The 12,516-nt window shown below is 38.4% G+C and carries 15 protein-coding genes and 1 pseudogene; all 16 read left to right on the plus strand.

Annotation, left to right across the window (positions count from 1 at the left end):
• Positions 1–86: 86 nt before the first annotated feature.
• Positions 87–2,129, plus strand: a complete 2,043-nt coding sequence (gene pbp2b, locus HMPREF2655_RS06980; protein WP_070838293.1) for a penicillin-binding protein PBP2B — start codon at positions 87–89, stop codon at positions 2,127–2,129.
• Positions 2,130–2,139: 10 nt separating this feature from the next.
• Positions 2,140–2,736, plus strand: a complete 597-nt coding sequence (gene recR, locus HMPREF2655_RS06985; RefSeq protein ID WP_000966754.1) for a recombination mediator RecR — start codon at positions 2,140–2,142, stop codon at positions 2,734–2,736.
• Positions 2,737–3,038: 302 nt separating this feature from the next.
• Positions 3,039–3,314 carry a hypothetical protein gene (locus HMPREF2655_RS06990; RefSeq protein WP_000509002.1) on the plus strand — a complete coding sequence of 92 codons (276 nt, stop codon included), beginning with the start codon at positions 3,039–3,041 and terminating at the stop codon, positions 3,312–3,314.
• Positions 3,302–3,673, plus strand: a complete 372-nt coding sequence (locus tag HMPREF2655_RS06995) for a hypothetical protein (protein WP_000536992.1) — start codon at positions 3,302–3,304, stop codon at positions 3,671–3,673. Before HMPREF2655_RS06990 ends, HMPREF2655_RS06995 begins: the two co-directional genes overlap by 13 nt.
• Positions 3,664–5,238 carry a virulence protein gene (locus tag HMPREF2655_RS07000; protein WP_070838295.1) on the plus strand — a complete coding sequence of 525 codons (1,575 nt, stop codon included), beginning with the start codon at positions 3,664–3,666 and terminating at the stop codon, positions 5,236–5,238. Before HMPREF2655_RS06995 ends, HMPREF2655_RS07000 begins: the two co-directional genes overlap by 10 nt.
• Positions 5,239–5,252: 14 nt before the next feature.
• Complete coding sequence (locus tag HMPREF2655_RS07005) at positions 5,253–5,870, plus strand: hypothetical protein (RefSeq protein WP_070838297.1); 618 nt, start codon at positions 5,253–5,255, stop codon at positions 5,868–5,870.
• Entirely contained in the window at positions 5,867–6,493 is a 627-nt protein-coding gene (locus tag HMPREF2655_RS07010; RefSeq protein ID WP_070838299.1) for a hypothetical protein, read from the plus strand. The genes HMPREF2655_RS07005 and HMPREF2655_RS07010 overlap by 4 nt, the downstream gene beginning before the upstream one ends.
• Positions 6,490–7,098 carry a hypothetical protein gene (locus HMPREF2655_RS07015; RefSeq protein WP_000780962.1) on the plus strand — a complete coding sequence of 203 codons (609 nt, stop codon included), beginning with the start codon at positions 6,490–6,492 and terminating at the stop codon, positions 7,096–7,098. Before HMPREF2655_RS07010 ends, HMPREF2655_RS07015 begins: the two co-directional genes overlap by 4 nt.
• Positions 7,095–7,721 (plus strand): hypothetical protein, encoded by a 627-nt coding sequence (locus HMPREF2655_RS07020; RefSeq protein ID WP_070838301.1) that lies wholly within the window; start codon positions 7,095–7,097, stop codon positions 7,719–7,721. The genes HMPREF2655_RS07015 and HMPREF2655_RS07020 overlap by 4 nt, the downstream gene beginning before the upstream one ends.
• A complete protein-coding gene (locus HMPREF2655_RS07025) occupies positions 7,718–8,332 on the plus strand; it encodes a hypothetical protein (RefSeq protein ID WP_070838303.1) in 615 nt (204 codons plus the stop codon). Before HMPREF2655_RS07020 ends, HMPREF2655_RS07025 begins: the two co-directional genes overlap by 4 nt.
• A 338-nt stretch (positions 8,333–8,670) precedes the next feature.
• Positions 8,671–8,931, plus strand: coding sequence for a hypothetical protein (locus tag HMPREF2655_RS10455; protein WP_257367886.1), 261 nt, complete (start codon positions 8,671–8,673; stop codon positions 8,929–8,931).
• Between the two features lie 85 nt (positions 8,932–9,016).
• Positions 9,017–9,544, plus strand: coding sequence for a thiol-disulfide isomerase (locus HMPREF2655_RS07035; RefSeq protein WP_070838304.1), 528 nt, complete (start codon positions 9,017–9,019; stop codon positions 9,542–9,544).
• Between the two features lie 179 nt (positions 9,545–9,723).
• The gene (locus HMPREF2655_RS07040) at positions 9,724–10,350 is read left to right on the plus strand and encodes a TipC family immunity protein (RefSeq protein WP_000746266.1); all 627 of its coding nucleotides are present in this window, start codon (positions 9,724–9,726) and stop codon (positions 10,348–10,350) included.
• Between the two features lie 95 nt (positions 10,351–10,445).
• Positions 10,446–11,042: a hypothetical protein gene (locus HMPREF2655_RS07045; protein ID WP_070838307.1), complete on the plus strand. Its 597-nt coding sequence runs from the start codon at positions 10,446–10,448 to the stop codon at positions 11,040–11,042.
• A gap of 49 nt (positions 11,043–11,091) precedes the next feature.
• Positions 11,092–11,622, plus strand: a pseudogene (locus HMPREF2655_RS07050) (hypothetical protein).
• A 143-nt stretch (positions 11,623–11,765) separates the two neighbouring features.
• Positions 11,766–12,272, plus strand: coding sequence for a hypothetical protein (locus tag HMPREF2655_RS07055; protein ID WP_070838308.1), 507 nt, complete (start codon positions 11,766–11,768; stop codon positions 12,270–12,272).
• Positions 12,273–12,516: the final 244 nt, after the last annotated feature.

Consider the following 12,516-nt stretch of genomic DNA (forward strand, 5'->3'; position numbering starts at 1 on the left):
GTACTGAGCTTCACCTGTTTGCTCTATTATTTTAGGGGAAATAAAGGTGGAAATCGGGAATTTTTCTAGAAAAGAGTCTTAGTTGTATGAGAAAATTTAATAGCCATTCGATTCCGATTCGGCTTAATTTATTATTTGCGATTGTCATCCTGCTCTTTATGGCCATTATTGGTCGTTTGTTATACATGCAGGTGCTCAATAAAGATTTTTATGAAACAAAATTGGCCTCAGCCAGCCAAACAAGGGTAACAACCAGTTCAGCTCGTGGACAGATCTATGATGCAACAGGCAAACCCTTGGTAGAAAATACTGTCAAGCAGGTTGTTTCTTTCACACGAAACAATAAAATGACGGCAGCTGAATTGAAGGAGACAGCCAAGAAACTCCTTACATATGTAAATGTAACCTCCCCTGATCTGACTGATCGACAGATTGCAGACTATTACTTGGCGGACCAGGATATTTACAAAAAAACAGTCGAATCCTTGCCAAGCGATAAACGCCTGGATTCAGATGGGAACCGCTTATCGGAAGCGACACTTTACAATAATGCGGTTGAAAGCATTGACGTGAGTCAACTTAATTATACAGATGACCAGAAAAAGGAAATCTATCTCTTTAGTCAGCTCAATGCCGTTGAAAATTTTGCAACGGGAACCATTTCTACGGACGCCTTAGATGATACCCAAGTTGCTCTCGTTGCATCAGCGTCCAAGGAATTACCAGGGATTAGTATTTCAACTTCATGGGATCGAAAAGTCCTAGACACTTCTTTGTCAACAATCGTTGGTAGCGTTTCAAATGAAAAGTCAGGACTTCCAGCAGAGGAAGTTGATGCCTATCTCAAAAAAGGGTATTCTCTCAATGACCGAGTGGGAACTTCCTATCTTGAAAAGCAATATGAAGATGTTCTTCAAGGGAAACGCTCCGTCAAAGAAATCCACCTCGACAAACACGGAAATATGGAAAGTGTGGAAAATGTCGAAGAAGGAAGCAAAGGAAACAACATCAAGTTAACGGTTGACCTAGCTTTCCAGGATGGTGTGGATGACCTACTCAAGAGCTACTTCAACTCAGAGTTGGGCAATGGCGGAGCCAAATACTCTGAAGGAGTCTACGCTGTAGCTCTTAATCCTAAAACCGGTGCAGTTTTGGCCATGTCGGGTGTCAAGCATGATGTCGAATCCGGTAAATTAAGTTCAGATTCGCTTGGAACAATAACCAACGTCTTTGTGCCAGGATCTGTTGTTAAGGCAGCAACCATCAGTTCTGGTTGGGAAAATGGAGTCTTGTCAGGGAACCAGACCTTGACAGATCAACCGATTGTCTTCCAAGGTTCAGCTCCGATTAATTCTTGGTACACTCAGGCTTACGGTTCATTTCCGATTACAGCGGTGGAAGCCTTGGAGTATTCTTCTAATGCCTACATGGTTCAAACGGCCTTGGGTATTATGGGTCAGACCTATCAACCTAATATGTTTGTTGAAACTAGCAATTTGGAATCAGCTATGGGGAAACTTCGTGCGACATTTGCGGAATATGGCCTAGGTGCTTCAACGGGTATTGACCTTCCGGATGAGTCAACTGGTTTTATACCAAAAGAGTATAATTTTGCTAATTACATTACCAATGCCTTTGGCCAGTTTGATAACTACACCCCTATGCAATTAGCCCAGTACGTTGGCACCATTGCCAACAATGGTGTGCGTTTGGCTCCTCACATCGTTGAAGGGGTTTATGGAAACAATGACCAAGGTGGCTTAGGCAGTCTGGTTCAAGAAACAGCCACTAAGGAACTAAACAAGGTCAATGTCTCAGAATCAGATATGGCTATCTTGCAGCAAGGTTTCTATCAAGTTTCGCATGGAACGAGTGCTCTGACAACTGGTCGTGCCTTTTCAAATGGCGCAGCCGTTTCCATCAGCGGGAAAACGGGTACTGCGGAAAGTTACGTTAATGGCGGTCAAAAAGCCAATAATACCAACGCAGTCGCCTATGCACCGACCGAAAATCCTCAAATCGCGGTCGCAGTCGTCTTTCCTCATAACACCAACCTTACAAACGGTGTCGGACCTTCAATTGCACGCGACATTATCAATCTTTATCACCAACACCATCCAATGAATTAGAAAGGAACTTATGCTGTATCCAACACCTATTGCCAAGCTGATTGATAGCTATTCAAAGTTACCAGGTATCGGGATCAAAACGGCTACCCGCCTCGCCTTCTATACCATTGGAATGTCTGATGACGATGTCAATGAATTTGCCAAAAATCTCCTGTCTGCTAAACGGGAATTAACCTATTGTTCCATCTGTGGTCGTTTGACAGATGATGATCCTTGCTCTATCTGTACGGATCCGACTCGAGACCAGACAACCATCTTGGTGTTAGAGGATAGTCGCGATGTGGCTGCTATGGAAAACATCCAAGAATACCATGGACTCTATCATGTCTTGCACGGCCTCATTTCTCCGATGAATGGTATCAGCCCAGACGATATCAACCTCAAGAGTCTCATGACCCGTCTCATGGATAGTGAGGTTTCAGAGGTGATCGTGGCTACCAATGCGACAGCAGATGGGGAAGCGACCTCTATGTATCTCTCTCGTTTGCTCAAGCCAGCTGGTATCAAGGTCACTCGTCTAGCACGAGGACTAGCCGTGGGAGCAGATATCGAGTATGCGGACGAAGTCACACTCTTACGAGCCATTGAAAATCGGACAGAGTTGTAGGAGTCAGTTAAAACGTAGCTCATTTTGATACATAAGACGAGCCCTAGAAATTTTTCTAGGGCTTGTCTTTTTCTGTTTCTCACGAGAGGTGAACAAGCCTTGCTAATAAGACTACTCAAACTATAAGGCATTAGAAAAGGGATCTCCAAAATGACTAGTGGCGTCTTTGTCAAACTCATTCACTGAGCTATAGAGTTTACTCTAAGGAGATGAGGTCACTTGCCCTTAGGGTTTGTTTTGAAATCGTACTATTTTTGTGTTATGATATGGTCAATATACAATGAATAAAGGGAGTTTGAAGTATGGGTGGAAAGATAAAATCTAGCACGATAGCAGCAGAGGCAGCTATTAATGAATTGGTCGGGTATGACACGAGCAAGAAGCAAAATCAGCAAGTAGAATTTTCGTATACTTCTGAAATCGCTGGGATGGAAGCTGGACGTCAGGCCTGCAATCAAATGCTTCAGGCGGTCAGTGATTTTAGTTCAGCTGTTTTGACCCAAGCAAATAAGTTTCCAGAAATTGCTCATAAGATTGAAAAACGCGACGTAGAGCAGGCTAAGAGGTGGGAACATTAAAAATGGCTGATAAGAACGAAGAAAAACGCTACAAACTTTGGCGAGAAATTGTCAAGATTGACGATAAGGAAGAAAATCTCCAGACTCTAAAAAGACAATATGAACAGCAGCTAACTCACTTTCACTCAGAAATCCAGAGCATCCACCATCGTATGGCGACTCTATTGGCTCTCTCGCCCAGTTCTCGTCAGGTGATAGAGCAAATCGAAAGTGATAATAGAACCATTCAACGACAGATCAACTCTTATGTAGAAGAGGAACTGGATGAATTGGGAAAACAAACGAAGAAGGCTCGTCGAACTTTCGATGAAGCTAGAGAAGAACTGATATCGGAAAGGAATCGGCTACCATGGGAGTAAAATACAGCGCACAAGAATCCCAAGAATTGATTCAGGCCATGACTAACAATCTCCAAGTCGCAAATGAAGTCACGGACCGCTTATCTAGTGGATGTGACCACCTGATTTCCTCTTTAGACTCAGGTGAGCTGACAGGAGCAGCCTACACAGCTGGTAAAGGTCTCTTCACAGAGATTATCATCCCCAGCATCAAGAAGTTACAAGCAGCGATAGATGATATCCAACTAGAGTTGACCTCCTACAAAAATGCAGATGCTCAGGTCTCAGGATATGGAGATTTGGACATGGACCAGCTCAAGGAACTGAAAAAATTGAGGGAAGAGCAGTTAGCTATCGTAGAAGCTCAGATTCAAGCGAGGGAGAATTGGTTAAATCAAATCAAAGATTTCTTTACACTGAATTGGGGGAAAGCTTTCTCTGAGAAGACCATCCTCTACAATACCAAGTCTCAAATCGAGTCAGGTATTCAGGATTTGGATGACAAGATTGAAAAACTAGAATTTTTTGTCTCACAAGTTTCCCAGTATTTCAGCGATAGTCTAGAAGTCCTTGGGTTAGCGATTCAAGGAGCTACGCAACTAAGTAAAATCATTGTCGATAGTGATGGCAACTACTATGCGGACGGTGTAGACATGAGCTGGGTGCAGAAGATGAAGGATGTGAAGATTGTTTCGCATGCCAAAAGAGATTTTCAAGACTCTGAAACTCGTGCCATCAATAAAGCTTCTAGGGATATGATGCTATCGGAAGATGGTGATGCCTACTATCGTGCCGAATTAAAGAAGCGCTTAAAAGGTCACGACAAGTCTGAATGGGATAAAATAATTGACGACTACAATCACACTCTTAAGATTGATGAAACAGGGAATATCATTGAAATTCATTCCTTGGAGCAAGGCTATGTCGTTTCAAAAAACGGGAAATACGATGCTGACTATACTCATTTGGTCAACAAAAAGTTTGATGAACTAAAAGCACAAAACTTTGAAGCAAATTCAGCCGAATTTTGGAGTGGAGTAGCTCAAATATTCTCTGGATTGGGAGTTTACTTTGCGAGTGGCGCCCTTGAAGTCTTGAGTATCATGGCTGGTCCACCAACAGCAGGGACAAGTATCGTAGCTGGTACGGCAGCATCTGTATCAGGGGTACAATATGGGAATGTACTGATAGCTAGTGGAGCAGTAACTAGCTTATCAGCTATCACAAAGACAGCCTTACAAAATGGCGAAATTCAGATTAATTATTCTAGCAACTACGATAGCTGGAAAGCTAATAAAAAGACAAGTATTACTCATGGGAAACAGATAGAAGCACGTGTGAAAGGGAAAAATGTAAAAATCCGTGTTGATTCTGAACCACAGAGTGGTAAATTTCAAGTACAATCTGGAAGTGGGAAATCTGGCTATCCTCTAAATGAGCATCTAAGGATAGATAGAATAATAGGAAAAGATTCTATTGTAGACTGGGTAAATTCAAATGAAAGTTTAAGTAAACTCAGTAAGGGAGTTAGAGAGCAAATTATTGATAGAATTTGGAAAGCTTATCAAAGGTATTATGCGAATTAAAACAGGAGGTATGCATGAAGTTATATTTACAAGGTGATTACACCAAGACTGATTTTTATGAAGAGTTTAAAGAAATAGCTCAAAAGATGTGGTTCAAAGAGCGAAAAGGAATTCCACTCGATTTTTCCTATGCTTGGGATGAAGATTTACATTTGAATTTACGGTTGGATAAATTTAAATATAATGACGAACGTTGGGAGAGTGCAAATTTTAATACAAATATAAACCCTTGGAAGACATTTGAATATGAAAACTTGACATTGGATCTAGAAAATTCTTATGAAAGCGATGGGCGTGAGAAAGGTGATTATTTGCGAATTATTTCCACTCATCTAGATATTCTAACGGTTGACAAGCGTGCGATGTATATTATGGCGATTGAGGTAGCATCTGCCATTGACGGTCAAATCAGCGAAGACGATAAAGAAACATGGCTGAGTATTGAAGAATTTAAAACGAAACATATAGACCTACTGAATTTGACCTACGATGAAGCGGTTGATATTAGTTTGGAGGAGCTAGAGATTATGGAGGCGGTTGATGAACCACTTTGGGATGAATTACACAGAGGATGGGAAGAATACATCAAAATCCATGGCGAACGAGTTTACGACGATGAGGAAGATGAGTGAAGCTATATTTAAAAGGTGATTACACCAAAGAAATTCCGTTTGATTACATGGAACTAGCGAAAAGGATGTGGTTTGAGGAAAAAGATGGAAAAGAGCCGGATTTGTCGTATGCTGGGTATCTAGAACTACCGATTGAGAAACTTTCTATTCACTTAGAATTAGACAAGAAAACTCATGATGATAGATGGAAAAGTGTTCAGATTAAGGAAGGGATAAAGTATGATTTTTTATCCCATAAGTCAGAATACATACAGTTAGACTATGAAGATGCTATCATGTCGGATTTTCGTGAGAAAGGTGAATGTTTAAGAATTGCTTCTAAGCACCTTGACCTTCTCACTGTTGATAAACGAGCTATGTATATTATGGCCATTGAAATTGCGACTGCTATTGATGGTCAGATTAGCGAAGATGATAAAAAGAGCTGGTTAAGTGTGGAGGAATTTAAAAACCGGCATGAGGATATCCTTTCGATTAGTTATGAAGAAGCTAATGAGCTGAGTTTGGAAGAAATTCCGTTTATGGACGATGTAAGAGACCCGGTTTGGGAAGAAGACGACCGCAGGAATGAAGAATACATCAAAATCCATGGTGAACCAGTTTATGATGACGAGGATGAATGAAATTATATTTAAAAGGCGATTATACAAAAAGAGTACCTTATGGTTATTTAGAACTAGCTGGTAAAATGTGGTTTCCAGAAGATGAGCAAATTTCTTACTCAAATGCTGGGAACAATGATGCATTACAAGAAGATTTTTTCTCAAATTTATCCTTGAGGAAAGGCACTGCGGATAAGAGATGGTCTAGTGTCCCCCTAAAGGAAGGAGTACGAAGACTCTTTTCACATCTTGACGAATGTATTGAAATTAATTTTGAAGATGCATTTGCTACAGATTATAATGAAAAGGGAGACTATCTCCGTATTTTAACCACCCATCTAGAAGTTTTGACAGTTGATAAACGGGCTATGTACATTATGGCGCTTGAGATTGCAAAGGTGATTGATGGGCAAATTAGCGAGGATAATAAGAAGACATGGCTAACAGTCGAGGAGTTTAGGAAAAAGCACGAGGCCATTCTATCTCTAACTTTTGAAGAAGTAAATGAACTAAGTTTGACTGAAATTCAAACGATGGATGTTGTAGACGATCCTCTTTGGGAGGAAGAAGCCACTCGTCGAAAAGAATATATACTAGCACATGGAGGCGATATCTCAGATTTATGAGACTATATATCAAAAGTGATTTTAAGAAAAAAATAACCTTTACGACAAGAGAGTTGCTCTGGGAAATGTGGTTTAAGGAATGGCATGGTCATCCTATTACATACTCAAACGTTGGTGATGATGAGATGCTACAAGATGATTTCTTTTTTGGAGTTCAATTTGATAAATGGCGATTTAATGATAAACGATGGAATCATATACCATATGACAAGAGTGATCCTTGGAATTCGTTTTCTGATGAAAATATTCAATTGGAATTTGAAAAAACTTTCATTACAGAGTGGAGAGAACGTGGAGATTATCTACGTATCGCAACATCTCATATAGATGTTTTAACTGTAGACAAACGTGCTTTATACATTATGGCAACTGAAGTAGCATCTGCCATTGATGGTCAGATTAGCGAAGACGGCAAGCAAAGTTGGCTAAGTGTAGAAGAATTTAAGAAATATCACAAGGATGTTCTTTCACTGACTTATGATGAAGCTGTTGAAATCAGTTTGGAAGAATTAAAGACAATGGTACCGGTAAGAGATCCTCTATGGGAAGAGGAGGAACGGCTTCGAGAAGAATACATCAAAATCCACGGCGAACGTGTTTATGATGATGAGGAAGATGAGTGAGATTATATCTTAAAGGCAACTACGAGACTAGTATTTACCAATCCTGTATGGAATATCCTTGGAAAATGTGGTTCAAGGAACGTAAGGGAGTGCAGGTTGGTTTTTCTTACGCACGTGATGATGATTTCTATTTTAGCGTTAGTTTGGATAAATTTTCTTCGAATGATGAGCGTTGGAGGGTGACTGATTTTAAAATAGGAGATAATCCGTGGAATTCATTTAAATACGAGTATCTAATATTGGATTTTGAAGACTCCTATGAAAGCGATGGACGAGAAAAAGGAGACTATCTACGAATCATCACGACTCATAAGGATACTCTAACTGTTGATAAGCGAGCTCTCTATATCCTGGTGATTGAAGTAGCATCTGCCATTGACGGTCAAATCAGCGAAGACGACAAAGAAACATGGCTGAATATTGAAGAATTCAAAACGAAACATGCAGACTTGCTGAACTTGACCTACGATGAAGCGGTAGATATTAGTTTAGAAGAGATAAAGGTTATGAAAGTCATTGACGATCCCATCTGGGAAGAATTGGATAGGAAGCGCGAGGAATACATCAAAATCCATGGTGAACCAGTTTATGACGATGAGGAAGATGAGTGAGAGTTTATAATAAAACTTATTTGAAAGAGAGTGTTATATGGAGGGAAGAAACTAATGTCAGATAAATTAAAACAGTTTAAATGGTTGATCGTATTGTTTTTGTTTCTGTTAGCAATTCCTTCATATTTTGCTTACAATCATTTCCGACAATCTAGTACTTTACTAGTACTTTAAAAGAAGCCTTTGAGAAAAATGAAAGAATTGAAGTTCTTCATCGTTTGACGTCATCAGGAAAATATGCGTCTGACATCCGAAAAGCAGGCTATGTCGTTCCTCTTGACGGAGCTATTCGTTTGGATGGAGTCATTTATCCATTAGAAATAGAAGGAGAACTACACTTGAAAATTAGCCCTCCAAAAAAAGATGCTAAGGATTTTCAGTTATTCTTCATTACACAGATTAATGAAAAACAAACGCATGTAGCTTTTATTTTAGATAAAAATCTGAATTTAATTGATTCCAGCTATTCTCAGCAAAATGGTAACGGGAAAAGAGAGATTGTTTCTATCTCACAAGCCGAAGAAGATTACTTGTTGAGAAGTGTTCAAAGCGAGATTGATGACTTCATGAAAAAAATGTATCAAACCTTGTATGGTTAGATTGTTAGAGAAAGTAACTTCTTACTCAACGCAATGCTGTATGAACAAGACTTCTATGATTACTTAGACAGAGGGGGTGAAAAAAATGTCGGGACTTAAAAAAATACTGATCGTGATTGGTTCTGTAATTGCCTTAGCTACTGGCTTGAATCTTTATTTTCAGTATCAAAACCACCAAGAACATATGCAATTAAAAACCTCCTTTGAAGAGAGGGACAATATAGCCGTCTTACAACGTTTAATGGATTCAGGAAAATATGCGTCTGACATTCGTAAAGCAGGCTATGTCGTTCCTCCCGACGGTGCCATCCGCTTGGATGGAGGAATTGACTCCATAGGGATAAAAGGAGACATCGATTTGGATATCTCAAATCTGGGACGGAATGGGGTTACTGCTTATTTTAGAATAGAGATAGATGGTAAAATAACTAGTGTACTCTATGAATTGGATAAGAACTTTGATTTAGTTTCTAGCGCCTATTTTCAAATAAATGAAAAAAATATAAATGAGAGAGTGAACATCTCTCAATCCGAAGAAGAGCGCCTATTAAAGATTGTTCAAAAAGAGCTTGAGGCTTTCATGGAAACGATGTATCAGACTTTGTATGGATAGTTTACCAGAGAAAGTAACTTCTTTCTTAACACAATGTCGTATGAACAACGGGGTGTGTTGAGGGATTTTACTAGAAAAAGATACCGTAGATAAGCTACAAAAAAATTACCCAAGTATTGATAATTTCATTCGAAATATTGAAACAGGTAATCAAGAGTTGACAGAGATGAGGTGATTAGATGAAGAAGAGGAAATTTGCAATTTTTTCGTTGCTAATAGTTCTATTATTATCTTTCTCTGGTTTTCAGTACTATAAATATCAGAGAGTTCACAATATTTTTGATGAAATATACTACGAAGAAAGTGATTATCACAATTATACGTTTCTATGGAAAGGTCGAGCTTTTTATAAGTTAAAAAGTTTAAAAATTGTGGACAATGGCTCTGATGAGTTGTATAGATATGCTATTAATTATAAAAGTGTAGACTTACCAAATACTATTCATTCTCTAGGTTATAATTTTTATTTTAATTTTCAGGGTATGACAAAAGTTAACCTGGAGATGCGTTTGAGACTGCCAGATACAGAGACAACCATAAATGTAGATTATTTGTACGATGTAAACAATCAGCAATTAGAACGGTTTATGTGGTACTATGATGATGAGAGTACAGGATATTTTCAGCAGTCTCAAGTAGAGGACTTTCTTGCAAAACACGGAAAGGCTGTTGATGAGATTCGCAAGGAAGCAGATAATGTACTCCGTAATAAAGTCCTTAAAGACTGGACCACTATCTACTCTAGTCGTTTTAGCCAAGATAATTGGGGAGAAGTGACAGTTAAGGATATATGGAGAACAGAATAACAAACGGAACGACGAGGTAATAGTTTTATAAAGGCAGGTTGCCATGACAGAGTTCTTAAGAATATTTTGTAAAAAAAGTTACTTTGGAGCAGTAAATGAGAAATAAAAGTAAGTCTATCCTATTTTTCCTTTTTTATATGATATTGTTCATCATTAAGCCAATCTATCAATATTATTCATTTTCTAAGATGGATGTGAATAGTAGTATGGTTCAATTGATTCAAGATAAAAATGATCAGGATTGGCATGCTCTTGATAAGCATATTCATCTAGTGTCCTCAAAAGAAAATGGAAAGAACATCGGCCTTATCTATGTGGTGGATGACTATAATCAAATTGAAAGTAAGATTTCTTCTGAGAATCAAGCGGTATCCATCAGTTACAATAATCGATTACAAGGAGACAAGAGTGTTGAAATTAGTTGGTTAAATGGGGAAAAGCGGTTGTATCATGCTGGGAGATATTTGAAATTAGCAAGTGAAAATCAAGCTGTGATTGAAAGTAACACAGGTTCTTCAGTGACCGTTTGGGAACAACGCTCGGACAATGCGATGAATCAGTTATATACAGTTGTGAATCAGATGAGAAAGATAGTTTTAAATCATTTGCTTCAGAAAATTTTCTACTATTCGATAGCTTTGGTCTGCTTTCTTTTGGGTTGGAAAATATACTCTCTTTTAAGGAGGGATTGAGGGCCACAGTTCTTCTGGATTTTAATAGTGATGAGAGAGGAAAACTAAAATGCTAACACCCGTGTTATTTATTGTGTCTTTATTTCTACTTTTACGGCACTTTAAAAGCAGTCTCTCAAGAATGATCATCGGATTGTTGTATGGTTCGTTTGCGGCAGTTTTTATTTGTGTGGTTTTAAATGCTGGTAAGTACACTCTGCAACCAGGTCAAAGTGTTGAATTGAAAGTTTTTTCTAAAACAGAGCAGCTGGAGTATAATTAGGAACTACATTTTAAAAAATTAGATGATGCGAAGTTAAAATTGTCCGGTCGAAAAGGTTGGGGAATGAAAGACAGTAATATAGTCTATAATGTTGAAAAGCAAACAATAACGGAGCTAATTTTTTTAAAAGACAAAACCGAGCGCAAAGACTTACCAAATGATAAGAGTAAAAGTATCTATTTAGAAAGTGATGGTATAGTGGTTCAAGGGGAGATAAAGGAAGTATTTGGGGTGACGGAAGAAACTCCCTACACGATCACCATCACCAATGTAGACGACAAACCGGCACACTTTGAAGCTCAAGTGGTGGATCGGTAAACTGGACCTCCATCTACTCTAGTCGCTTTAGCCCCAAAAATTGGGTTGATGTGACCGACAAGGATATTTGGAGAGAGGATCTTGGAGCAGATTAGTGATATGTCTCAATCTGAGTTTCTGACGAAGAATGGGGAGAAGTACGCGTGAAAAATAAAAGAAAACAATTTAATAAATGGAATCTAGGATGTTCTGGAATAGTTGCTATTGTAGCGATTGTGTTTTCCTATTATATTTATTTGTATTTCAAAAATGCGAGTTATACCTTGAAACCAGGGGATTCCATAGTTTTAAAAGTTCCGACCTCAAAACAAAAGGAATTTACTCCAAAATTATATCTATCTAAGATTTCTGGTGGGAAATTAGAATTATCTGGGAAAACCTCATGGTGGCAGAAGGGAGAAGGAAACCTTTTAGGGACTAACTATGATGTTTTGAAGCAAGAAATTAGCGAAATCTACTCATCGTCAAGTAATATCCCAACAAAAATAAAAGAAAACGATACAAATAATAGTATATATTTATCAGAAAAAGGTGTAGTTCTTCAATCTAAAGAATCTTGGGAATTTGAGATTCCAAACGCAAAACAAATAAAAATAACGAATATTTCAGACAGAGACATTAGATTTGAAGCGCAGGTGACAGGTGAATAGAGGAAACTAGAAAAGTAAAATGAAGAAAAAATGATTATTTTTTCACTTTGATAGCTTTATTCTTGTCTTCTTTTCTTTGTAAAACTTAAGTTACCAATTTTACACTCCCCTTTTTTCTTTTAGTTCTATACTTCGTGAGGACTATTCATTTTCAGAGTTTCCTTTTTTAGTGATTACTAGGAATCTATTTGTGTAAATTCCCCATACCTCGTCAATAGTGATGGCAACTACTATGCGGACGGTG

It is taken from the genome of Streptococcus sp. HMSC066F01 (genome assembly GCF_001837335.1).
Taxonomy (GTDB): domain Bacteria; phylum Bacillota; class Bacilli; order Lactobacillales; family Streptococcaceae; genus Streptococcus; species Streptococcus oralis_S.